Source organism: Mycolicibacterium houstonense (genome assembly GCF_900078665.2).
GTDB lineage: Bacteria > Actinomycetota > Actinomycetes > Mycobacteriales > Mycobacteriaceae > Mycobacterium > Mycobacterium houstonense.
Map to the genome: position 1 here is coordinate 1,263,630 of NZ_LT546207.1, position 21,649 is coordinate 1,285,278.

At 67.5% G+C, this 21,649-nt stretch carries 24 protein-coding genes and 1 pseudogene; 14 read left to right on the forward strand and 11 right to left on the reverse strand.

The genetic code is table 11. The annotated features are described in order from the left end of the window. Both BN4332_RS34155 and BN4332_RS06315 read left to right on the forward strand, forming a co-directional pair. Positions 1-129 (forward strand): annotated as a pseudogene (locus BN4332_RS34155) (SDR family oxidoreductase); the annotation flags it as partial. A 35-nt stretch (positions 130-164) separates the two neighbouring features. Then, a complete protein-coding gene (locus tag BN4332_RS06315) occupies positions 165-1,454 on the forward strand; it encodes a spinster family MFS transporter (protein WP_066897721.1) in 1,290 nt (429 codons plus the stop codon). Here BN4332_RS06315 and BN4332_RS06320 read toward each other — a convergent pair. Further along, positions 1,451-1,846: a DUF4267 domain-containing protein gene (locus BN4332_RS06320; protein ID WP_066897681.1), complete on the reverse strand. Its 396-nt coding sequence runs from the start codon at positions 1,844-1,846 to the stop codon at positions 1,451-1,453. The genes BN4332_RS06315 and BN4332_RS06320 overlap by 4 nt on opposite strands. Before the next feature lie 120 nt (positions 1,847-1,966). On the opposite strand from BN4332_RS06320, the gene aceA reads away from it, so the two are divergent. After that, the gene (aceA, locus tag BN4332_RS06325) at positions 1,967-4,249 is read left to right on the forward strand and encodes an isocitrate lyase ICL2 (RefSeq protein WP_066897682.1); all 2,283 of its coding nucleotides are present in this window, start codon (positions 1,967-1,969) and stop codon (positions 4,247-4,249) included. A 3-nt stretch (positions 4,250-4,252) separates the two neighbouring features. Here the strand turns inward: aceA and BN4332_RS06330 are convergent, their stop codons facing one another. Both BN4332_RS06330 and BN4332_RS06335 read right to left on the reverse strand, forming a co-directional pair. After that, positions 4,253-5,560, reverse strand: a complete 1,308-nt coding sequence (locus BN4332_RS06330; RefSeq protein ID WP_066897683.1) for an acyltransferase family protein — start codon at positions 5,558-5,560, stop codon at positions 4,253-4,255. A gap of 61 nt (positions 5,561-5,621) precedes the next feature. Further along, positions 5,622-5,831 (reverse strand): three-helix bundle dimerization domain-containing protein, encoded by a 210-nt coding sequence (locus BN4332_RS06335; RefSeq protein WP_066897684.1) that lies wholly within the window; start codon positions 5,829-5,831, stop codon positions 5,622-5,624. Between the two features lie 84 nt (positions 5,832-5,915). Between BN4332_RS06335 and BN4332_RS06340 the strand changes: the two genes are divergently transcribed. From BN4332_RS06340 to BN4332_RS06350, 3 genes are all read left to right on the forward strand, one after another. After that, positions 5,916-6,170: a hypothetical protein gene (locus BN4332_RS06340; protein ID WP_066897685.1), complete on the forward strand. Its 255-nt coding sequence runs from the start codon at positions 5,916-5,918 to the stop codon at positions 6,168-6,170. A gap of 85 nt (positions 6,171-6,255) precedes the next feature. Further along, the gene (locus BN4332_RS06345) at positions 6,256-6,903 is read left to right on the forward strand and encodes a VldE C-terminal domain-containing protein (protein WP_235654245.1); all 648 of its coding nucleotides are present in this window, start codon (positions 6,256-6,258) and stop codon (positions 6,901-6,903) included. Positions 6,904-7,060: 157 nt separating this feature from the next. Beyond that, positions 7,061-7,459 (forward strand): hypothetical protein, encoded by a 399-nt coding sequence (locus BN4332_RS06350; protein ID WP_066897687.1) that lies wholly within the window; start codon positions 7,061-7,063, stop codon positions 7,457-7,459. Positions 7,460-7,477: 18 nt separating this feature from the next. Here BN4332_RS06350 and BN4332_RS06355 read toward each other — a convergent pair whose 3' ends face one another. Continuing rightward, the gene (locus tag BN4332_RS06355; protein ID WP_066897688.1) at positions 7,478-8,692 is read right to left on the reverse strand and encodes an oxygenase MpaB family protein; all 1,215 of its coding nucleotides are present in this window, start codon (positions 8,690-8,692) and stop codon (positions 7,478-7,480) included. Between the two features lie 70 nt (positions 8,693-8,762). Between BN4332_RS06355 and BN4332_RS06360 the strand changes: the two genes are divergently transcribed. Together BN4332_RS06360 and BN4332_RS33655 are read left to right on the forward strand one after the other, a co-directional pair. Next, complete coding sequence (locus BN4332_RS06360) at positions 8,763-9,401, forward strand: TetR/AcrR family transcriptional regulator (RefSeq protein WP_066897689.1); 639 nt, start codon at positions 8,763-8,765, stop codon at positions 9,399-9,401. 81 nt (positions 9,402-9,482) lie between these two features. After that, positions 9,483-9,653 carry a hypothetical protein gene (locus BN4332_RS33655; protein ID WP_096866841.1) on the forward strand — a complete coding sequence of 57 codons (171 nt, stop codon included), beginning with the start codon at positions 9,483-9,485 and terminating at the stop codon, positions 9,651-9,653. 10 nt (positions 9,654-9,663) lie between these two features. Here the strand turns inward: BN4332_RS33655 and BN4332_RS06370 are convergent, their stop codons facing one another. The 4 genes from BN4332_RS06370 to BN4332_RS06385 form a co-directional block, all read right to left on the reverse strand. Then, positions 9,664-11,028: a flavin monoamine oxidase family protein gene (locus tag BN4332_RS06370; protein ID WP_066897690.1), complete on the reverse strand. Its 1,365-nt coding sequence runs from the start codon at positions 11,026-11,028 to the stop codon at positions 9,664-9,666. Positions 11,029-11,141: 113 nt separating this feature from the next. Beyond that, positions 11,142-13,133 carry a serine/threonine-protein kinase gene (locus tag BN4332_RS06375; RefSeq protein ID WP_066897691.1) on the reverse strand — a complete coding sequence of 664 codons (1,992 nt, stop codon included), beginning with the start codon at positions 13,131-13,133 and terminating at the stop codon, positions 11,142-11,144. Between the two features lies 1 nt (position 13,134). Further along, positions 13,135-14,076, reverse strand: coding sequence for a glutamate ABC transporter substrate-binding protein (locus tag BN4332_RS06380; protein ID WP_066897692.1), 942 nt, complete (start codon positions 14,074-14,076; stop codon positions 13,135-13,137). Next, positions 14,076-15,383: a GlnX family signal transduction membrane protein gene (locus tag BN4332_RS06385; protein WP_066897693.1), complete on the reverse strand. Its 1,308-nt coding sequence runs from the start codon at positions 15,381-15,383 to the stop codon at positions 14,076-14,078. Before BN4332_RS06385 ends, BN4332_RS06380 begins: the two co-directional genes overlap by 1 nt. Positions 15,384-15,843: 460 nt before the next feature. Here BN4332_RS06385 and BN4332_RS06390 point away from each other — a divergent pair, with 460 nt between their 5' ends. The 3 genes from BN4332_RS06390 (at position 15,844) to BN4332_RS06400 (ending at position 17,525) form a co-directional block, all read left to right on the forward strand. Beyond that, positions 15,844-16,254: a VldE C-terminal domain-containing protein gene (locus BN4332_RS06390; RefSeq protein ID WP_200820267.1), complete on the forward strand. Its 411-nt coding sequence runs from the start codon at positions 15,844-15,846 to the stop codon at positions 16,252-16,254. Positions 16,255-16,536: 282 nt separating this feature from the next. Continuing rightward, complete coding sequence (locus BN4332_RS06395; protein ID WP_235654033.1) at positions 16,537-17,166, forward strand: hypothetical protein; 630 nt, start codon at positions 16,537-16,539, stop codon at positions 17,164-17,166. After that, positions 17,163-17,525, forward strand: coding sequence for a hypothetical protein (locus tag BN4332_RS06400; RefSeq protein ID WP_066897695.1), 363 nt, complete (start codon positions 17,163-17,165; stop codon positions 17,523-17,525). Before BN4332_RS06395 ends, BN4332_RS06400 begins: the two co-directional genes overlap by 4 nt. Here BN4332_RS06400 and BN4332_RS06405 read toward each other — a convergent pair. Further along, positions 17,522-17,881, reverse strand: coding sequence for a putative quinol monooxygenase (locus tag BN4332_RS06405; protein ID WP_200820268.1), 360 nt, complete (start codon positions 17,879-17,881; stop codon positions 17,522-17,524). The two genes, BN4332_RS06400 and BN4332_RS06405, sit on opposite strands and share 4 nt — an antisense overlap. 263 nt (positions 17,882-18,144) lie before the next feature. Here BN4332_RS06405 and BN4332_RS06415 point away from each other — a divergent pair, with 263 nt between their 5' ends. From BN4332_RS06415 to BN4332_RS06425, 3 genes are all read left to right on the forward strand, one after another. Beyond that, positions 18,145-19,311 (forward strand): hypothetical protein, encoded by a 1,167-nt coding sequence (locus BN4332_RS06415; RefSeq protein ID WP_160110814.1) that lies wholly within the window; start codon positions 18,145-18,147, stop codon positions 19,309-19,311. Next, a complete protein-coding gene (locus BN4332_RS06420; RefSeq protein ID WP_066897698.1) occupies positions 19,304-19,774 on the forward strand; it encodes a hypothetical protein in 471 nt (156 codons plus the stop codon). The genes BN4332_RS06415 and BN4332_RS06420 overlap by 8 nt, the downstream gene beginning before the upstream one ends. Positions 19,775-20,439: 665 nt before the next feature. Next, complete coding sequence (locus BN4332_RS06425) at positions 20,440-20,727, forward strand: hypothetical protein (protein WP_066897699.1); 288 nt, start codon at positions 20,440-20,442, stop codon at positions 20,725-20,727. Between the two features lie 88 nt (positions 20,728-20,815). Here BN4332_RS06425 and BN4332_RS33660 read toward each other — a convergent pair whose 3' ends face one another. After that, entirely contained in the window at positions 20,816-20,971 is a 156-nt protein-coding gene (locus BN4332_RS33660) for a hypothetical protein (protein ID WP_200820269.1), read from the reverse strand. Positions 20,972-21,011: 40 nt separating this feature from the next. Further along, positions 21,012-21,623, reverse strand: a complete 612-nt coding sequence (locus BN4332_RS06430; RefSeq protein ID WP_066897700.1) for a hypothetical protein — start codon at positions 21,621-21,623, stop codon at positions 21,012-21,014. Positions 21,624-21,649: the final 26 nt, after the last annotated feature.

A 21,649-nucleotide genomic window follows, 5' to 3' on the forward strand; every position in this document is an offset into this window, starting at 1 on the left:
TGCGGCAGTGTCGTTTTCGTCGACGGTGGATCCGACGCCTTCTTCCGGCCCAAGGATTGGCCGAGAACACCACCGTCGCACGGTCTTCCCCGATACCTGTGGCGGTTCGCCCGCGGCGTACGACACTGATCCCAGACCGGACCGCTTCGCGCCAGGAGATGCCGATGCCGCCACCGCTGACCACTGTGTCGTCGGAACCCACCGACGTTCACGGGCCCGGGCGCGCATGGGCCGCGGTGGCGTTGCTGACGCTGGTCGGCATGCTCAACTACGTCGACAGATTCCTGCCGTCGGTGTTGGCCGAACCCATCAAACACGAACTCGCCCTTTCGGACACCGCGATCGGGGTGATCAACGGGTTCGGGTTTCTGATCGTGTACGCGGTGCTCGGCATCGTGGTGGCCCGCGTCAGCGATCGCGGGGCATACGGCGCGGTGATCTCAGCCTGCCTGGCGCTGTGGGGCGCCATGACCATGCTGGGCGGCGCCGTGCAGTCCGGTTTGCAGCTCGCGCTCACCCGGGTGGGTGTCGCGGTGGGCGAGGCCGGCAGCACACCCGCCGCGCACGCCTACGTGGCCCGCAATTTCGCGCCGCAGCGCCGGGCGGCGCCGTTGGCGGTCATCACCTTCGCCATCCCACTGGCCAGCACCGCCAGCTTGATCGGCGGTGGGCTGTTGGCCGAGAACCTCGGCTGGCGAACGGCATTCGTGGTGATGGGCGCGATCAGCGTGCTCGTCGCGCCATTGGTCCTCATGGTCGTCGGGAGCCGGCAGTCACTGCCGGTGGCGGCGTCCGCCGAGCCGGGCGCGGCGATCAAGTGGTGGGCGCTGTTGCGCAAACCCAGCTTCCTGGCCGTGGTCGGCGGCACCGCGTGTATCGCGGCAGCGGGCTACTCGCTGACCACCTTCTCCCCCGCATTCCTCATGCGGACCCGCTCCATGTCCCTCAGCGAGGTGGGATGGGAGTACGGCCTGGCCACCGGTGTGAGCGGAGTGCTCGGGCTGCTGATCGTGGGCCGGCTGGCCGATCGGCTGGCGGTGCGCGACCCGCGCTGGCTGCTGTGGATCGTGGTGGCCACCACGGCACTGCTGCTGCCGACCTCCGTGCTGGCGTTCACCGTGGAAAGCCGGCTGGCGTGCGTGTGGTTCCTGGCGCTCAGCTACGTGATCGGCACCGCCTACATGGCCCCGTCGATCGCGGCCATCCACCGTCTGGTGTTGCCCGAGCAGCGCGCCACCGCATCGGCTATCTTCTTGTTCTTCAATGCCACCCTCGGGGCGGTCGGCCCGTTCGTCACCGGCCTGCTCAGTGATTGGCTGACCGCCGACCTCGGCGCTCATGCGCTCGGCCGGGCGCTGCTGATCCTGGTCCCGGCGCTGCAGCTGCTGGCCATGTGCTGCTATCTGGCGGCCGCCCGCTGGTACCGCCAGGACATCGTCGAGGTGGACGTCTAACCCGTCGCGGGCTCGGTTGCCCGGCCCCGGCGCCGGGTGGCGCCCCACAGCCCGACCGCGATACCGACCACCGCGCCTCCGAGGCCGATGACCTGCTGTGAACGCGGCATCTGATCGTGTACCGACAGTCCACCGAGCAGATCGGCGGCGTCGGCCCCGCCGGAGGCGAGGAACCAGCCACGGCTGTCCGTGCCGCGCAATCCCGATGCCAGCAGCAGCCCACCGATCAACGCGTCGCGGTATCCCATCGACCGCAACAACAACCGGGCCGTGGTGTCGGGTTCACCGCGGGCACCCCACAGCCGGTTGGCCCGCAGCGGGTCGATGAGAAACGAGACGCCCGATGCGAATCGAATGGCACCGGTGGCCAGTGCGGCCGGGTCGATCGACATGCCGTGCAGCCTAGGGGTTGTCCCCCGCATCACGCGGAACTCCTGAGAAAACTCCCAACCGGCTCCGGTGTCACGACTTGCCAGCAATGATTGGGGTACTGAGAGTTCAGGAGCGCAGCCATGGCAACCATCGAAGCCAACGCACAAACCAACTCGTCGTTCGAGCAGGATGTCGAGGCCACGCAGGCCTATATCGACAGCTCTCGATTCGAGGGCATCACCCGGCTGTATTCGGCGCGGCAGGTCGCCGAGCAGCGCGGCACCATCCCGTCGGACTATCCGGTGGCCCGTGAGGCTGCCACGGCCTTCTACCCCTACCTTCGGAAGCTGTTCGCCGAGAAGAAGAGCATCACGACATTCGGGCCGTACTCGCCGGGCCAGGCCGTGGTGATGAAAAGGATGGGCATCGGCGGGATCTACCTGGGCGGGTGGGCCACCTCGGCCAAAGGGTCGATCAGTGAGGATCCGGGACCCGACCTGGCCAGCTATCCGCTCAGCCAGGTGCCCGACGAGGCCGCCGGGCTGGTCCGGGCGCTACTGACCGCCGACCGCAACCAGCAATACCTGAGGCTGCGGATGACCCCGGAACAGCGGGCGGCGACGCCGGCCGTGGACTACCGGCCGTTCATCATCGCCGACGCCGACACCGGCCACGGTGGCGATCCGCATGTGCGCAACCTGATCCGCCGCTTCGTCGAGTCCGGGGTGCCGGGCTATCACATCGAGGATCAGCGTCCCGGCACCAAGAAGTGCGGGCACCAGGGCGGCAAGGTGCTGGTGCCCTCGGACGAACAGATCAAGCGGCTCAACACCGCCCGGTTCCAGCTGGACATCATGCGAGTGCCGGGCATCATCGTCGCGCGCACCGATGCCGAGGCGGCCAACCTGATCGACAGCCGCGCCGACGAGCGTGACCAACCGTTCCTGCTCGGGGCGACCAACCTGTCGGTGCCGACCTACAAGTCGTGTTTCCTGGCCATGGTGCGCCGGTTCTACGACCTGGGTGTCACCGAGCTCAACGGCCACCTGCTCTACGCACTGCCCGACGGTGAGTACGCGACCGCCGAGACCTGGCTGGAACGCCAAGGCCTGCTGGACACGATCGCCGAGGCCGCCAAGAGCCACCGGGCCGGCGACTCCGTGGATGCCCTGTTCGACAAGGTGGAGTCGGCGTTCGTGCAAGCCTGGCAGGACGATGCCGGCCTGAACACGTACGGCGAGGCGGTCGCCGAACTGCTGGAGTACCGGGAACGCGAGGGTGAACCGGTCGCGATGAGCGCGGCCGAGTGGCGCACGCTCGCGGCCCGGGCCTCGTTGTACACCGCACAGCAGAAGGCCCACGAGCTGGGCGCCGACGTGGCCTGGGACTGCGAGCGGGTCAAGACGCCCGAGGGCTATTACCAGGTCCGCGGCGGCATCCCCTATGCCATCGCGAAGTCGTTGGCGGCCGCGCCGTTTGCCGACATCCTGTGGATGGAGACCAAGACCGCCGATCTGGCCGACGCCAAACAGTTCGCCGATGCGATCCATGCCGAGTATCCCGACCAGATGCTGGCCTACAACCTCTCCCCGTCGTTCAACTGGGATACCACCGGGATGACCGACGACGAGATGCGGGCGTTCCCTGAGGAACTCGGCAAGATGGGCTTCGTCTTCAACTTCATCACCTACGGCGGCCATCAGGTCGACGGCGTGGCCTGCGAAGAGTTCGCCACGTCGCTGCAGCAAGAGGGCATGCTGGCACTGGCCCGGCTGCAACGCAAGATGCGGCTCGTCGAATCTCCTTACCGCACACCGCAAACCCTCGTCGGCGGACCACGCAGCGACGCGGCGCTGGCCGCATCGTCGGGCCGCACCGCCACCACCAAGGCGATGGGCGCCGGGTCCACGCAGCATCAGCATCTGGTGCAGACCGAGGTGCCCAAGAAGCTGCTCGAGGAGTGGCTGGCGATGTGGGCCGATCACTATCAGATCGGCGAGAAGCTGCACGTGCAGCTGCGGCCCCGCCGTGCCGGGTCCGATGTGCTCGACCTCGGCATCTACGGGGACGGTGAGGACCCGCTGGCCAATGTCGTCGTCGACCCGATCAAGGACCGGCACGGCCGCAACATCCTCACCGTGCGCGACCAGAACACCTTCGCCGAGCGGCTCCGCAAGAAGCGGCTGATGGATCTGATCCACGTCTGGCTGATCCACCGGTTCAAGCCGGAGATCGTCTACTACGTGACACCGACCGAGGACAACGTCTATCAGACCGAGAAGATGAAGGCACACGGTCTGTTCAGCGACGTGTACCAGGAGGTCGGCGAGATCATCGTCGCCGACGTGAACCAGCCCCGCATCGACGAGCTGCTGGCGCCCGATCGTGAGGCGCTGGGACGGTTGATCCGCAAGGAGGACTGAGGATTAGGCGCGGCAGCTACCGATAGCGCCCGCGCTGGCCCGGGCGGCCACGGCCGCGACGACGAATCCACCGAGCGCCGACCAGCCGAGCACACCGTCCAGTCCGTTCTTGGCCATCAGCGTCAGTGCCGCACCGGCGACGCAGAGCAGCACACCGGTCAAGACCGATCGAGGCCCGGTCACCGCGACCAGTCCGTCCCACCACGGCAGCGGCCGATGCTCCAGTGGTGACAGCAGCCGGAAGGCCACGGCCATCAGCACGGCGAAAACCGCTGCACGCAAAGTCAAGTGGGCCCAGAAGCCGGGAGCATGCGGGTCGAACGCGTCCAGCCCGACCGCATGCAGGCCAAAAGCGGCGACGGCGATCACCGGGATGTGCCACAGGTACAAGGTCATGGCTCCCCCGTTGCCGGTCGCGACCACGTGCCAGACCCGCGGGCGCGCGGCCCAGCGGCGGATCGGGTTGGCGGCAGCGACGAACAGGCATGACATCCAGGTGCAGTGCAGGGCCAGCAGCAGCGTCGGCGGCGACACGTTGGACACCCGTTCCGTGCCGGTGACCACCAGCGAGACGTCGTAGATGCCGGTGCGGGCGAGGATCACCTGCAGCGCGAAGGCGACGATCGCCGCTCCCAGCGCTGCCCGCGCGCAGATCAGCTGCCGCGCATAGCCCACCCCGATCACCACCGGGATCAGCCAGACGATGATCAGGTTCGCGGTACCGGCCTCGGGTGTGCCGACGGCGAAGCGGATCGCATCCACCGCCGCTGATGCCGCGATCAATCCGGCGACCACCAGGGCCACCAGCGGGCCGGTGCGCATGCGCATCAGCGCCGGGACGAACGCGAGGGCGATCAGATAGACGCCCAGGAACCACAACAGCGCCACGCACTCGCGCCCGAGCGCCGCCGCGGACTCGGCCCCCATCGTCGCGTGCACGCCGACGAGGACTACCGCCCACACGGCCAGATACCAGAACACCGGCCGGCACAACCGCTGGGCGCGGGTGAGCAGCCAGGCACCCCACGTTCTCCCCTCGTGCCAGCTGTAGGCACCCGCGGCCCCACCGGCCAGGAAGAACAGCGGCATGACCTGCAACACCCAGGTGATCGGGGCCAGGGCAGGCAGAGCGCCGAGAATGTTGCCGACCCGTACGCCGCCGGAATCGATGGTGGCCAGCAGTAGGGCACAGTGCCCGAACATGACCACGAGCAGTGCGCCCAACCGGGCCACGTCGACGGCGCGGTCACGATCCGGTTTGGTGGCGTTGGCGACGGTGTCGGCAGACGGCACAGCCTCATCGATTGGCATGGGATCAGTCTGCCGGGCCGCAAGCTATTCGCGGATGGGTAGTTCTACTCCGCTGTGAAAGCTAAACCGGGACGGCGACCGGCCCGGAGAGCTCAGCCCGCGCGCGCCGTTCCACGAGCAGCGGCACGAACTCGCGAATAGGACTGGATTCGAAGCGCTCCTGGGCGCGGCGGACGCATCCCGCGACGGCGTCGGCGGAGGTCTCCGGATAGGCCGCACTCAACCGGGCCAGCACTTCGTCCATCATCACTTCTTCGCTGATCCCGACCATGCGATAAGAATCCGCTGTACCCGACAGGCAGTCAAGGCCGCATAAAGTAAGCGGAAACAACACACAACTGGCACGATCCGTAAGGTGGCTCACTCCGCCGACATCGCGCAAGCTCAACTCCTCCTCACCGAGCTGTGGCGGCACGTCGAAGACGTATCGGCCGGCTTGGAGAAGGCGGAACGGCGAAAGCGTCGTTCGTCGGCCTGCGACCGACGCGAGATGAGCCGCTTGCGCGCCGATCTGTACGAGACGCACCGCCTGATCGACGCGATTCACCGCCGGTTTCCCGAGACCCGTCCACAGCGCGCACCGTCCGAGTCCGCGCTGGCCGAGCCCTGACCCGAAGCCTTTGTTCGTAGAACAAACGATCCGTTGCGTATCGATGGCGACGGTTCCCTGCCTACCGCCCTGGCGTTGGCAGTAGATTGCTGCCGTGGGTAAAAGGCTGTTAGCCGGCGGCAGGGGGCGGTTGCTGGCGCTGGCCGCCTCGGTCACGTTGGCGGCAGGGATGGTGTACGCGCAGAACACCGACTCGGACTGTTGCGCGGAAAGCCCGGCCACGAGCCCGCCCACCGGCGTGCAACCGGCGCCCGTACCCGCACAAGCCGAGTTGGTGGCGGCCAGCGCACCCGTGGTGGCACGGGACTTCCAGTTCTCTCTGCCCCAGGGCCCGGCCCCCGAAGGCGGGCTACAGGTCAAGACCATCTGGGTGGCCCGCGCGATCGCCGTGATGTTCCCCGAGATCACCACCATCGGCGGCTACCGCCAAGATCCGCTGAAGTGGCATCCCAACGGTCTGGCGATCGATGTGATGATCCCGAACTATCACTCCGAGGAAGGCATCGCCCTCGGCAACCAGATCGCCGGTTTCGCACTGGCCAATGCCGAACGATGGGGCGTTCTGCACGTGATCTGGCGGCAGGGCTTCTACCCCGGCATCGGCGCACCGAGCTGGACGGCGGACTACGGAAACGAGACCGCCAATCACTTCGACCACCTTCACATCGCCACCGACGGCGGCGGGTATCCGACCGGCGACGAGACGTACTTCCTGGGCTCGATGTCGTCATAGCGCGCGCTCCGGCGCCGCATCCCTGCCTCGCAACTCCGCCGAGAGTTTGGCTGCCCGACGAGCGGGTACGCACCCAAAACCGGGGGGTCGCGAGGTTTCCGGCGCAGCACCACCACGCCAGGGTTCCTTGATTGACGCCAAGGCAAGGAGTTTTCCGATGACGCTCAAGAACGCCGCAGCCGTCGCGGCGGCCGCATTGACGCTGGGCGGGGCCGGACTGGGCATGGGACCGGCACAGGCTGACCCGCCGGGGCCGTTTCCGCCGCCGCTGCCACCGATTCCCGGACCTGGCGTGAACGCCGGTGTGCCCGGCAACCCGCTGCCGCCCGGGCAGGGGTTCCTGCCGCCACCCGGGCACGGCGGCCCGATGCCGCAGGACCGGATCTCGTTCGCAGCCCCGCCGCCGTGGGTGCTGATGCCGGTGATGCCCCCGATGGGCACCCCGCCGGCGCCACCGTTGCCGGACTGGGCAGACGGATTACCGGTGTTCTGGAATCCCGACATCGGCGCCTGGGGCGTGTGGGACGCACAAGCCGGCGTGTTCGTCCGCATCTAGCTCACACGGACAGCTCAGTCAGGCGACGCGGCTCACAGGTACGGCTGACTCGCCGATGCTCGCGCCACCGTCACCGATGATGGTGTGCAGCAAGGCTTGTTGTTCCCGTGCGCCGCGGGCCACCGCGCGATCCATACCGCCCGGCACCGTCATCGCCGCGACACTGCGGACCAGATTCACGGGCATCCGCAGCACCGGATACCACGGGGGCATGTAGGCCGGAAGCCCGAGGACCCGCATCGCGCTGGGTCCGAGGAACGCGCTCGTGATCGACAGGTGCTGGGCCCATGACAACCGGCGGCGCAGTCCCCGAAGGCCGCGGTAGTGCCACGCCAGTGGATCCCGCGCCATCGGAATCGACAACTGCTGGGTGGTCTCGTCGGGCTTCGCCAGCGCCGTCGAGGTGTGGTACAGCACGCGGATGGTGTCCCGGAAGTTGCGGGGCAACCATTCGTCTTCGACGCCGATCAGCCAACCGACGTACCGGGTCAGGTGCGCGATGGCATCGAGTTCTCCTGGGGCAGGGACGATTCCCATCCCGAGCGACCCGACCGGTGGCGCGACGAGCGCTCCGACCAACGTCGCCGCCATGTCGGTCTGATTGACCGGCACCCCCCATTCGTCGGCTCGCCAGTCCGGCATGGCCGCCACGTGCCGGCGCACGAACGCGTGGATCAACCGAACGTGCAGGGTCGATCGGTAGCCGACGCCGAGCGGCTCCAGTCCGCCTTCGGAGATGACGTCGATCGCCCACTGCATCGTCTCGGCGAACCGCTTGTTCGAGCCCTTTTCCAGCGCGCCGGTGCGCAGCAGGGTCTTGTTGAATCCGGAGAACTGGTAGCCGCCGAGCAGAGACACGTCGCGGGCGATCGACATCCCGTCGGCGCCGCCCCGCCGCAACGCCCGCTGCCCCTTGCGTAGCTTGTCCCGGTCCACCCACCCCGGGAGCGCCTCCACACCGACGAAGAACTCGCGCAACGGTTCTGGCGCCTCGGGCACGTTGGCGATGCCCTCGAGCAGGGCACGCTCGAACAGAAGCTTCATCTCGGCCAGCCCGGCGGTCACCATCCAGTCGACAAGGCGATCCATCGGCTCGTCGCCGACGGTCAGCCGCTCGCCGAGCCGGCGCCACTGGTCGGCGTCCGGTTCACGGATGCCCATCATGGTGGCGAAGGTCCGGACCGCGACCGGGACCGGCAGCGGCCGCTCGGGATGGCGAGCCGGAATGTCCATCGGTGCAGCCTCCTGAACACAACTGACTACGTACGTAGTCAAAATCTAGGCTCCGGGTAGGCTGCTGTCAATGAAGGGCGCACAGGTGGTGCGCGGATACGGCGGCATGAGCGCGGCCGATCGCCGCACCGAACGACGAGGCAAGTTGCTCGCCGCGGGCCGCCACATCTGGGGCGAATCCGGCATCACCGAGGTGACAGTGCGTGCCGTGTGCACCGCGGCCGGGCTCACCTCCCGCTACTTCTACGAGCAGTTCCCGAGCCGGGATGCCTTGCTGTTCGCCATCTCCGACGACGTACGCGACCAGTTGCTGACCGCGCTCGTCAACGCCGGCGTCGGCGACCCCGGCACGCTCACCGACAAGCTCCGGTCGGCTCTGACGGCCTTCCTGGAGACCATCGCGGCCGATCCACACATCCACCGCATCGCCACCGGCGATGTCAGCAGCGTCCCCGGCCTGACCGAGCACCGCACCCACATTCTCGAAATGATCACCGCGCTGATCGTCGAGCACGCGCCGTCGGTCCTGCACGGCGAAACCCCGGATCCGGTCCAATTGCGGCGTGGCTCGCGGTTCATGGTCGGCGGCGTCAATCAGATGATCGAAGCGTGGCTCGAAGATCCGGCCGAAACCCCACAGGAGCTTGCGGCCGAATGCGCCGATCTCTGTGTGGCCGTGGTCCGCGGGGTCGCGCGCACCGGTGACTAGCCCCGCCGTCATCGGCGTTTGAGACCGAGCGTGCCGGCAACCCTGGGATCGTTGCGCACCACGAGCCAGGGAGGTCAGCAGATGAGCGAGCAGAAGTCGGACAAGGGCGAATCCGATGTGGAGCGGGACACCCATGTAGCCGCGTCCCGCGCCGGACGCGACACCGACGGCAGCTATGTGGGACGGGCGTCGTCCGAGGACGATTTCCACAGCGGCGAGAGTGGCGCCGAGGCCCGCGGTTCCGAGAAATGAGCGCGCCGAACTAGGCGGCCGCCACGCTGTCGGCGGCCAGTACCTCGGCCGCGGCGCGTTCACCGGACCGCACGGCGCCATCGATCCAGCCGCACATGACGGCCGAACTCTCCGAGCCGGCCCAGTGGATTCGGCCGCACGGCGCCCGCAGCGCGGGCCCGAATTCGGTCAGCACGCCGGGCGGGGCGTGACTGATCATCCCGCCGCCCGAATACCGGTCCACCGTCCAGTTCTGCTCGTGATAGCTCATCGGGGTTGCCGCCTTCGCGCCGAAACGGTCGATCAACTCGCCGATCACGACGGCCCGACGCTGGTCGGCATCGAGGAGCCCGAGCCGGCGGGCCACGGGGCCCTCGGCGATGACGCACATGATTCCCGGGTCGCCGGTGTCGGTGCAGGCGTCGATGGTCAACGTGGCTGGGCTGCCGGGGGCCGCAGACTGTCCGCTCAGCCCGTCCGCGCGCCAGAACGCGGTGTCGTACACCACGGAGATCTTGATGACGGCTCCGCTCGGCATCCGCTGATGAAGAAACGCTCGGTCCACCGGAAGCATTGGCTGATAGGCGATCTGACTCGCGACGGCCAGTGGCACCGCGACGATCACTTGCCGCGCCCGTACGGCCATGCCATCGGCGTGGACCGTCGCGCCGCAGTCGTCATGCGTGATGAGACGCACCGGCTGCGAAAGATGCAGTGCCGCACCCAGTTCGGCGGCCATCGGCCCGTAGATCGCTCCCATGCCGCCGCAGACGCGCGCGTCCTGGGCACCGCCCTTGTTGGAGATCACGAATACCGGCCCGCCGCCGGACCCCATCTGATGCAGTGCCCACAGCAGCGACACCTCCGAGGCGGCCGAGGTGTAGATGCCGGCGAACGCCATGTCGAACATCTCACGCGCCTGCCTGGATCGCAGATGACGATTGATCCACTCCCCCAAGCTGATCCGGTCCCAGTCGATCGCCTTCTTCGCCTCCCACGGAGCGTCGAACGGAATGGACCTGCACATGAGCTCTACTTCGAGTAGACCGGCGCCGAGATTGGCGATCGCCCACGGACTCATCGCCCAGGGCATCGTGCCCGAATAACGGTGCTGCTTGCCGTCGATGACCATCATGGCGTCGCCGTCGACGTACTCCTTGTATTCGGCCACACCGAATTCGGACATCAGCGCCTTGATGCGGTCCTGGCCCGGCCCGATCCAGGCTCCGCCACGATCGATCCAGGTCCCGTCATCGAGCACCTCGGTGAAGGTGCGCCCGCCGACCCGGTCACGTGCCTCGAGCAGGGCCACGGAGCAGCCCGCCTGCTTCAGGCGCAGCGCAGCGGTCAAGCCGGCGAATCCCGCACCCACCACGCAGCAATCAACGTCTGTCATGGGTCGCCCTCCCCACTCAATGGGCTCGCTTCGCTCAACCTACGCCGAACCGCGCCGTCAGAATCGCGATCAGCAAATAATGACGAGGGAGTCAGTCCAGAACGCTGACCACGTCAGAGCCAGCTCGGCGGTCTGATCGAATTGGCGACGTCGACGAGCGTGTACCGATGGCGGCGCCGTGGTGAATGCCGCGCCAGTTCACGAAGCGCCTCCTCGATGCCCAGGCGCAGACCGCGGTAGTCGAAGGGACGGTCGAAAATGGGATCACCGGTGCTCGGCACACCGCCTGCGCGGAGCCAATCGAGCGCGATACCGAGCACCAGTGCGCGGATCTGCAGAGCCCGCGGCTCGGTCTCGCTCAGGCGGCCGACCCGCTGCGCCGCGTCGCGCAGGTCCGCCTCGGTGATCTCGGCACTCGGGCGGCCGGCGAGCAGCATCACCACCGCGGTCAGGTGCGCCTCGCCGCAGTGCCGCGACGTCAGCGGAACCTGATCGAGCACGGCGATCGCGCCCGATCGATCGCCGCGGCCGGCCAGCAGACGCGCCAACCCGAACGCCGCACTGACCATGGCCGGGTCGGTGCGCCACAACGTTCGGTAGTACCGCTCGGCCAACGACCGGAGGCGTTCCGCGTCCGGCGGATCGTCGGCGTCGAGCAGGAGCTCAGCCGTCGCCGCAGCAGCGAGCTTCGGCGCAGCTTCACCGGGCAACATCGCGACCACCCGCTCGAAACTCGCCAGGGCCGCGGTGAGATCCCCGGTTTCCAGACCGGAGGTGCCGTCGTCCCAGTCCTCCCGCCAGTCCTCGCCGGATTCTCCGCCACTCAGCGGCGTCGGCAGGCAACGGGCGACATCTCGCGGGTCCAACCGGATGTCGCGTCGGCGGCCGTCGACGAATACATCGGTACGTCGCAACGCCAGATCGGCTCCGCACGTGGAACGGGGCGGGCTGAACAGCGTGGACGTCCTCGGGCTCGGCGAGCCGGTCTGCTCGGCGAGGACCTCGTGCAGCACCCCGCGACACTGGTCGGCCATCTCGTCGATCGACGAGAACCGTTGGGCTGGAAACGGGTTGGTGGCCCGGACCAGGAGCCGATAGAAGGACTCGTACCGCTCGAACAGCGCCGCTTCGCCCGGGCCGGGTAACGACTCGGCGTAGCGGTCGTCGGACAGGTCGACGGTCAGTTTGGCCAGCGTACGGCCGACGGTGTAGACGTCCGTGGCAACCGTCGGCCCGGTCCGCACGATCTCGGGGGCCTGAAAACCCTTGGTGCCGTATATGTATCCGAAGTCCCCGATGCCCGATACCGCACCCATGTCGATCAGCTCGATGTTGTCCTCGGTGAGCATGATGTTCTCGGGCTTGAGATCGTTGTAGACCAGTCCCAGCGAGTGCAGATAGGCCAGCGCCGGCATCACGTCGAGCAGGTAGCCGAGCGCTTGCTCGACCGGCATCATCTCCTTGGGTTCGCCGGCCGGCGCCTGCTGCTTGGCAAGAATGGCTTCCAGCGTGGTGCCGCCGATGTACTCCATCACGATGTAGCCGACCGGGCGCCCGTCGAAGCCGGGGTGTTCGACGAAGTTGTAGATCTTGACGATGCCGGGGTGGTTCACCATTGCCAGGAACTGACGTTCGGCGACGACGATCGCCTGGGCCTGCTGTCCGCCGGGCTGCAGTAGCCCCTTGAGCACCACCCATCGGTCGCTGACGTTGCGGTCGATCGCCAGATAGATCCAGCCGACACCACCGTGGGCGATGCAGCCCTGTACCTCGTACTGACCGGCCACCAGTTCGCCGGTCTCCAGTTGCGGTGAGAACGAGAACAGCGTGCCGCACTGCGGGCATACGCCTTCGCTGGGCGCAGGCCGGCCGGCGCTCCCCCGCCCGACCGGGTGGCCGCAGTTGCCGCATTCCCGTTTCGACTCGGCGACAACAGGATTGGTCAGAATGGCACTGGCCGGCTCGATGTCCTCCCGAACCGGGATCTCGACCAGGCCGTCGCCGATGCGCCGCCGCCCGGTGCGCAGCCGCGGACGGGTGCCCTCCACCTTGACCGGTGCGGATTCGGTCAACAGGACGGCTCGTGTTCCCTCGTCGCGCGTCATCTCAGTCCCGGTATTTCGGTTGCGGCGGTTGTGGCGGCGGGCCGAGAACGGTCAGCCACTTCCGGTACAGCGAGGACCAGGTGCCGTCGGCGCGGATCCGGTCCAGACTGGCATTGACCGCCCTGACCAGATCCTCGCGGGACCTGTTCACGCCGATGCCGTAGGGCTCGGCCTCCAGGCTGGGGCCGACCAGATGCAGGTTGGCGTCCTGCACCGCCATGCCGGCCAGGATCGAGTCGTCGGTGCTGACGGCATCCGCCTGCCCCTGCTGCAGCGCCACCAGGCAGTCGTCCCAGTTCTGCACGGCCAGTAGGGTTGCCGCCGGCGCCACCCGTGCGACGGTGGCCAACGACGTGGTGGCCACCTGCGAGCACACCCGCTTGCCCGCCAGGTCCGATGGACCACGAATCGGCGAGTCCTTCGGCACCAGCAGCCGCTGCCGGGCGTCGAAATACACGGTGGAGAAGGCGATCTGCTCCGCACGGGCGCAGGTGATCGTCATCGCCTTGACGACGATGTCGACGGTGCCGTCCTGTAGCGCGCTGATGCGTTCAGGCGAGGTCAGCAGGCGGAACTCCACCTTTGCCGGGTCGCCGAGGAGGTCGCGGGCCACCTCGCGGGCGATGTCGACGTCGAAACCCTGCAGTTCGCCCGATGCGGGATCCCGGAAACTGAAGAGGTTGGTGCTCTGGTCGATCCCCACGATCAGCCTGCCGTGTCGCCGGATCGCCTGGACGTTCGGGCCGTCGTCCGGCGTTGGACGCAAACTTGCTGTCGCATCACAACTTTCGACTGCCGCGCCGGGCACCTGCGATGCCACGGCGGCGCCGCTTGGTAGCGGCCGCGTGGTGAGGGATGCGGGCACCGAAACCAGCGGTTGCGCCGGCGAACACCCCGCCATCACGACCGCTGCCAGGCCCACGAGTGCGGTGACGGCACGCATCAGTGGTACTCGTTCAGTCTCGGCGCGGCACCCGCGGCGACGGCCAGTGCCGCCAGCACACTGATGGCCGCCGCGCCGGCCGGAAGCGCACTCAGCGCCACGTACGCGCGGGTGATCCCGTCGCGCTGCCGATCGCGGAGCACGGCGATGTCAGTGCCCACTGCCTGGTCCAGCCGGGCGAATTGGGCCGTCGAGCCCGGCACCCGGTCATCACGGGCGATTGCCACGGCACCGGGGTAATCGCCGCCGTCCAAGGTGCTGCGGATCTTGTCGTGGGCGCCCATCCAGCCACTCAGCGCGTCCTGCGCTCCGTCGACCGGGTGCCGCTCGAGCAACGCCCCGATCTGCTCCGTCCGCTGCTCGAACCTGGCGTCCGAGGCGGTGTCGGACCCCCGGTTGAGCAGTCCGAGAATCTCGTCGGCCCGGGCCTGCTGGACGAGGATCCGTGCAGTCACCGCCTCATGCAGTGGTTGCCCGCCTGCCGTGCGGGCCCGGTCGGCGGCGTGCGTCGACAACAGGCCGGCGACGGTCAGCCAGACGGCGAGCACCGTCATCAGTATCGACGCGAGGACCAGCCCGAGGTTGATCCGGCGGTGACTGTGCCGCGCCAAGACCACCTGCGCGATCACCAACAACGCCACCGCGAGCACGGCCCCGGCGATCACCGCGAGCGACGGAGCGACCGACCGTTCCGACTCGGTCACCGCATCGGCCTGGCTGCGATACAACTGCTCGGCGTCAGGCAGGATCGACTGCTGCATGAGAGTGGACGCGGCACTGAGATAGGCGGTGCCGATCGGGTGGCCGTCACGGTTGCTGGTCCGGGCGGTCGCCATCATCCCGGTGTACACCGCCAGCTGATTGGACAGGTCCGTGAGCAGTGTCAGCGACTCAATGTCGTTGGGCGACACCCCGTTCGACGCGGTGACCAGCCCGGCCGACGCCTGACCGATGGCCGCGTCGTAGCGATCTCGGACATCGTGCGGCTCGGCCCCACCGGACAGAAACGCGGTCGCCGCGGTGGTATTGGCCGACGACAGCGCCCCGTAGATCCGCTGTGCCGCGTCGGCCAGCGGCTCGGTGTGCGAGCGCAGCGTCTCCAGCCGCTGCTGCCGGTCGGAGACCGTCACCGTCGCCGCCACGCCCACGGTCAACACCACCACGACAAGGACGAGAGCCGTCATCGCCATGCGGCCCGGAGTGGAGCGCAGGAAGTCGACGACCGGACGGTCCGGCTCATCGAGGTCGACCAGCATCGACTCGTCGAGCGTGCGCGCCCGCCGGCGCTCCAATTCACCGCTGTGCACTCGACATCTCCTCGTCGCAGGCTGGGGCCCATAGCGGATGATTCGCACGGTAGCCCCTGTGCAGGTGTTGCGCGGGTGGTTGACGCACATGAGCCTCGACGCGCCGAACGCAGCCCAGAAGGCCCGATCAGTGAGACTTGTGGTAAAGGGCATAGATTTTGCCGGCGCGGCAGCAGATCACATCGAATGGGTGACGTGGGACACAACGGCGACCGCCGCCGCGAAGCGGCCGATGCATGGTCGGCCGCGGCCAGAAGATCGTAGCTGACCTGCTGGTTCACCGGCACCGGCGGGCCGCGCCGCCACCGGCGCCCGGCCACTCTACCGCGTCAAACCGAGGTTGACGCAGAGTGTCGTCCTGATTGCCATCAGCAGAACCAGACAACTTNAGAGGGGTATAAGAGACAGGATCAAGCCCGCCGGGCCGCCGCCGGCCCCGGAGCGCGCCGTTCGCCGGAACATGAGATTCCCACTGCCCGCCGGCCGGGCGCCCGAGAAGGGCCTGCAGGTCGAGACCATTCTGGTCGCCCGCGCGGTCAGCGCGCGTTTCCCCGAGATTCTCAACATCGGCGGGGTCCGGGCCGATTCGATGAAGTGGCATCCCAACGGGTTGGCCATCGACGTGATGATCCCGAATTATGCCACCGCGGAGGGCAAGGCTCTCGGCGACCGCATTGTCGCGTACGTGCTCGACAACGCCGAGCGGTTCGGGGTGAACCACGTGATCTTCCGGCAGCACATCCTCTACCACGGCAAGGCGCCCCGAAAGATGTCGGACCGCGGCGGAGATACCGCCAACCACTACGACCACGTGCACATCGCCACCAACGGCGGCGGCTTCCCCACCGGGCACGAAACGTATCTGACGTAAGTGGGTCAGTGGGAGTATCGCTGACCTCCTGCAGGCACCGGTTCCCCCGCGCCGGCGCCACGGCGCGTGAGTCGGCCCTGCCGGTCGCTCTTTGAGATTGCTGATCCTCGGCGTGCCGGACCCCGAATCGAGCACAAGCAGCGCGATGATGCAGATGTGGTTGTTGATGCGAATGTGACAAACGGTGCGCCGGAGCCCGAAACGCCCAGACCGGAAGCCGAACCGGTGCTGGTTGAGCCACCCTCGATTGCCGACGCGCAGCCGCAGCAGCGGGTATGGACCATGCCCGAGCCGGAGGCGACGCGAAAGAAAGCCGACGAGGTGGGCCGGATCGCGCTCAAGGCCGGCACGGCCACCACCGGGTTCATCGCGAACGTCGCTCGCCATGGCGCCCGCTCCGTCAAACAGCTGTCCCGCGCGATCGACGCGGTGCCACCGACCGTGCGCCTGCTGACCGCGATGAGCGTACTCATGCTCCTGGGCATCGTCGGCGCCATCGCACTGCAGAGCGTTCTCGGCCTGGTCTGCATCGTCGTGGTGGTCCCGGTGTGCTCGTTCGTCCTCGGCGCGCTCGGCCACCGCTGTTACAGCGGACTGGGCGGTCCGCCCATGCCCCGCGTGGAAAGCCCGGCCGCGGCGCCCTCGACGCCAGAGCTCCAGCGATCGGTCGAATATGTCGACAAGAAGCTCGCCGCCGCCTTCACCGCTTTCGGCGCCGAACGGCAGCAGCACGCGATGATCGCCCTGTTCCAGGCCAAGACGGCCGTCGAACTCACGCTCGGGACGGAGCAGGAGTCCGCGAACCACGTCGACGCCTTGCTGTCCGCCGAAGGCCACGACGCCCGCCCGCGTATTCGCGCCGGCTCCGCACCAAAATCCTTGCGGGAAAGCAACTCCCTGGCGGCGTCATGAACCACCGCCTCACCGGTCAGGTTGCGCTCATCGAGGATGACTACACCTTGGTGATCAATCGGGGCGCCGAGGCTGGGGTCGCACCTGGCATGGTCTTCGCCGTGCTCTGCGACTCAGATCAGGTGATCACCGATCCCGAATCCGGCCGGGAATTGGGCAGACTCACGCGCGAGAAGCTTCGGGTGCGGGTGTTCGACGTGCAGCCGCTGTACTCTCGCGCCCACACCTTCGCCAGGACCGACGACTTCTACGGCCTCTTTCAGGCGACGGCAGTGGTCACCGTCGACGTCGGCGACAGCCTCGAACTGGTGCGCGACGAAGCCGAGGGCCGGCGGACCGCTGCTGGAACATCTGCCTAGGCGAGCTGATCCATCAACATGGCGGTGCCGTCTTGCCGACGGTGCGCATCGATCTGCGGCACGAGTCTGCGGAAGTGCTCGGAGGCGCAGTGGGCATCGAGTGCATCGCGATCAGGCCAGGTCTCGATGTAGATGAAATGTCCGGCGTCCTCGCGGTCGACGAACAGGTCGTAGCTGATGCAAAGGGGCTCTTGCCGAGTCAGGCGAACCAACTCGTCGAGCAAGGGCCGCACCTTCTCCACCGCATCCAGCTCGATGAAGTCCTGCGCGATCACTTTCAACGTCACGACGACCACGGTAACTGCCGAGAGTTTTGCGCTCCGCCCTACGGGTTCGACCGCACGGCGTTGTTCCACGCGGCCACCGCTGAGATCTGACGCTCGTCCTGGCGGACCTGTCCCCCGCCGCGTCTACCGTCTGCGCCGTGGCGTGGGCAGAGGTGGAACCCGAGGAGCACCAGAATGACGAAGAGCGGGATCGCGACTGACTCCTGCGGGTCGCTCACACCGCCCCCAGGGCACGTGGCTGATCTGGGCCGAGGATGTGGTGCGGCGCGGCGCCGACGCCCGTCTGGTGTACTTCTGCGGTAGCGGTCGGGGGACCGCGGTGAGGGGGAACCGTGGCAAAGGGATCGCCGATCCTTCGGGCGTGGAACGACGCCTTTAAACCTTCGTGCCGCCGCCGTGGGATGCGGTTCATCACCGCGGCCGGGTTCGTGCTCGACGACGTCTACGTGACCGAGCTCTTCTATCCGCAGGTGTTCCATCCCGACAAGGACCCGGATCGGTTACGGATCAGCTGGACCGTGGACATCAAGCCGCTTGCCGTAGACGAGGTCCTCTGGGCCGCGTTCATGCCCGACGTGGTGATGGGCCGGCAGATGCGGATCAACCGCCGCATCAACGGCGCCTTCAGGGTCCAACCGCTGCGGATCGACAGCGGCCGCCTGGACTTCCCGGCAACCGACGAGCCGAACTGGGATCCGGTACTCGACGAATTCGACCGCGTCCGTGCCGAGTTCATCGCCACGCACGCCACCGCCGCCGACTACGCAGCGATGGTGGAGCAGCACCCAGACGGCATCGCCCCGTCGCGGACCTTGACCCGCACGGTCACCGCGCTAATCGCCGCTGGCCGCAACACCGACGCCGCCCGCATCGCCGATGAGGCGATCGCCCGCGGCGAGCGGGGTGGGATGTCCTCGACGGTGGACGTGCTCAAGTACCTCGCCGCATACGCGAAAGGCCCTGCGGCGTATGCGGAATTCACGGCGAGTCTGATCTCCACCCACGACTACACCGTGCTCTATGAGTCTCGATCGAGCAGCCCGACCGGGCTATGCCGCGAGCATCACCCCAGCAGCATGCGCCGGATGCTCGCCGAGATGAACGGCACCGATCCCTGGGCCATCGTCCTCAGCGTCCGCCCGTCGGCCGGTGCACCGGCCGACTTCTCGACGTCGCTGTACCTACAGGCCGCCGGCACCGCCGAGACGATGGTGATCGAATTCTGCCGACCCGGCGGCGCCGACATCGGAGCGGTGTCGGTGCGATCGGTCGTCGGCCACCCGCACACCGGCACCGCCGAGCTCGACGTCGACATCGTGCTGCCGCGTAGCGTCCAGACGCTCAGCCGCCACGAGGTATTCACTGCGGACGAGGCGGCCGAGATGTTCGAGAGGTTCTACCGGACCGACACGATCGGTGAGGGTTACGTACTGCGGCCCGTGGAGGGCTACACCGCCGACGGCGACCTGATCGACCTGCGAGGAGTCACAAGTGAATGAGGTCTTGGCGTACCAGCTCTTCGGTGAGTGGAGCAACCGCCACCAGGCCAGAGGCGCGTCCATCGAAGGCGACTACGCGCCTGAAGACGAGGCCGAAGAGTGGGTCGAGAAGTTGATAGGCGGCATGGTCGCGGCGATGGCCGACGCGGGCGTCGCCGTGCCACGCGGGCCGATCCGCGTCCACGGCGCGAAAGTGTTCGTCGAACTCGACGGGGACGACTTCATGGCCCGTGACATCGACGGCGAGGGCAGCCGGGCACCGGCCAGCCTGGAACGGATCCTGTCGAGGTTCGCGACGATCGCCGCACAACGCAGCTGCGCGCAACGCTGGTACTACTGGTACACCGGAGACCCGACCGGCATGGCGTACTTCGTGACACCCGAGGAGCTGATCACCTCCGCAGGGATCGATGTCCGCGAGCTGAACACCGGCGAGCAGTGGTACGAGGCGCAGCCGGACTGATGCACCCGGCTCAGATCATCTCGGCTGGTGCAGCATCACCACCACCTGCAGGACGTGCCCTGGTCAGATGATCCGCCACTGACGTGCTCGGCGATACAGCTGTGGCCGGTGTGTCGGAAGTGGTTCCGCCTCGCCGACCACGCGGCCGCGTCAGCACACTGCCCAACCCGAGTCCGCGTCTCCCCCGTTCCATTCGCGGACAACTCCACGAAGTTGAGCTCGGCGCATACCCCGACCGGAGCGGCGCGGCTGACGACGCTTGGGCCAGTGGCACATCCAGCAGCAACAGATCGCGGTTCCGGTAAAGATCCACTGCCAATAGCAACCGGAGCGGCGGTCGGCCCAGCCGGGAACTAATTCAGGAAGATCGCACACCTCGGGGGCGGCGCAGCGGTGGACGGGAACAACAGAGACTTCCCGGCGAACCACACGGACGTGGAAGGGCGCGTGGGCATCGGTACGAGACACGGTGGATCCTCGGAAATTAGGGCACCCCACCGTGTTCGCAGATCTGCTGCGGGGCGGGGCTACCGCGGTCTTCGAAGACCGCCGGCCGAGGTTGCTCGCATGTGTCGGGATGCTACTCGTCGGGGATGACACGTATATCGAGGAGAGGCCACAGCGCACCGCTACGCTCGATCGTCGCCCGACTCGAAGGGGAACCGATGCCGGACAACGCGTTCGAAGACGAGGGACTGAACGACTACATCGAGGTGTTGAAGGCCGTCATCGGCGGGCTGAACCTTCTGGTAGACACCCTGATGGGAAACTCCGTCGACGGGGTCGAGACCACTCCCGAGGAACAACGTCAGGCATGGGAAGACGGGAAGGAAGCCGGTCGCCGGAGAGTGACCGGACCGAACCCGTACCGGACAACCACGGCGGGCAGATACCTGCTCGCACAGCTGTGGCTCGCCGGCCGGCAAGGCGTCTGGGACGGTCACCTGAGTTGACCGCCGACTTCTCGCGCATGGCGCCGCCGCGACGGGATGAGTCCGTGGCGAATGCGGGAGGCCGAACTAGTCGCAGTTGACCGTCATCTCACCGCGACCAACCGCGAACGATGCGGTTGCCGATCTGGATCGCCCCTATGACGCCGTACGCGACCCACAACCACCACGGAACGCCGAGCGCCACGAACGCGGCCCCGGTACCGACGGTGGCGACCAGGTCGTAGTTGCGCCGCAGGAGATCCATCGTGGCGTTATCCCTTTCACGGCGGTGATGCGGTGGAAGACTAGACAACTCGCCGGCTCGGCTGCTGCCGGCAGACCGCGTGGTCGATGGACGTCCCCGACATGCCCTGTCCCCTTCGGTGCGACGTGCTTGCGGGCGCCGCGAAGCAGCCGTTCCAGACACCCCACTCGAACTGGAAGTCGTCGCCGATCAACATCACCGCCCGCATATCGCGTCGGCGGGCCGAATCGATGGCGACACGGAACACATCACGCACCAACGCCGGATCCCACTGTGCCTCAACGCCAACCACCACACGGTCAGCTTGCTGACGCGCGTGGCCGACCCTGCAGAGCAGCTGGCATGGATTCAGACCGCTGTACGTCTTGAACTCCACCAGCAGACCACTCACGGCGGCGTCGGGTGAGCGCAGACCTGCGAGATGTCGCGTGGGCAGTGCGATCACGTTGTGACCTTGGAGGGCAAGGCGGCGCGCAATCCAATACTCCTGGTGGTCGAAGGTCGCCAAGGATTCGTCGACGCAGCCGGTGGACCCACCTGTCCACGAGCCCTTCTCGTACGCCGCCAACGCGCCGGTGAACGCGGTCTGATCGCCGCCGGCGACCCACGCCGCGACATCGCGCACATAGGGGCTGTCGGCGATCGGCAACATGCGCGAATCCTGACAGCGGGGTCCGA